Annotated in this window: 1 protein-coding gene; it reads right to left on the bottom strand. The window is 43.3% G+C overall.

The genetic code is table 11. The features are described 5' to 3' along the window. Positions 1-554: helix-turn-helix transcriptional regulator (locus tag R7190_RS29750; RefSeq protein ID WP_318138192.1), on the bottom strand; the 554-nt coding region annotated here is incomplete at both ends.

Raw genomic sequence — 554 nt, 5'->3', positions numbered from 1 at the left:
CTTGTCTCTCCTCACACAACAGCTCTATTGCCTTTAACAATCGCCATTGCTGGCGCCAATCTTGATAAGACATGCCTGTTTCTGACTTAAACAGTCTTGTAATTGTCTTACTGCTTGCCCCGATTGTTTTCGATAAATGGTTGAGATCAGGAGCAATGAATCCGTCTTTTGTCATCGCGTTTCGAAATGAAGCCAAACGACGATCCGATGGCAATGGTAAAGTGAGCTCGAATTGCTTTGCTTGATAAAACTCTTCCCAAAACAATATGGTTGTCGCATTCGTTTTGGTTTGTTCTATGTCCCACTCCCACAAAGCCATTTTATTGATCAGTGCTTTTAGGAGATCGTTAACTTCAATCACCACGATGCTTTTCGGGCAAGAAAATTTGTCACAATCGAAATAAACAGAACGATACGCCACAACATTCGTCATTACGGCGCGATGTGGAGTATGAGGTGGGATCCACACTGCTTTGGTTGGCGGCAAAATACAAATGGAATCATCTAGGGCAAACGTCATGCATCCTTGTGGCGCGTAAAGCAACTGACCTTTA

This window comes from Vibrio sp. 1078-1 (assembly GCF_033340475.1).
Note: the sequence above shows the minus strand (reverse complement) of the source record. Positions and strands in the feature narration are given on the sequence as shown.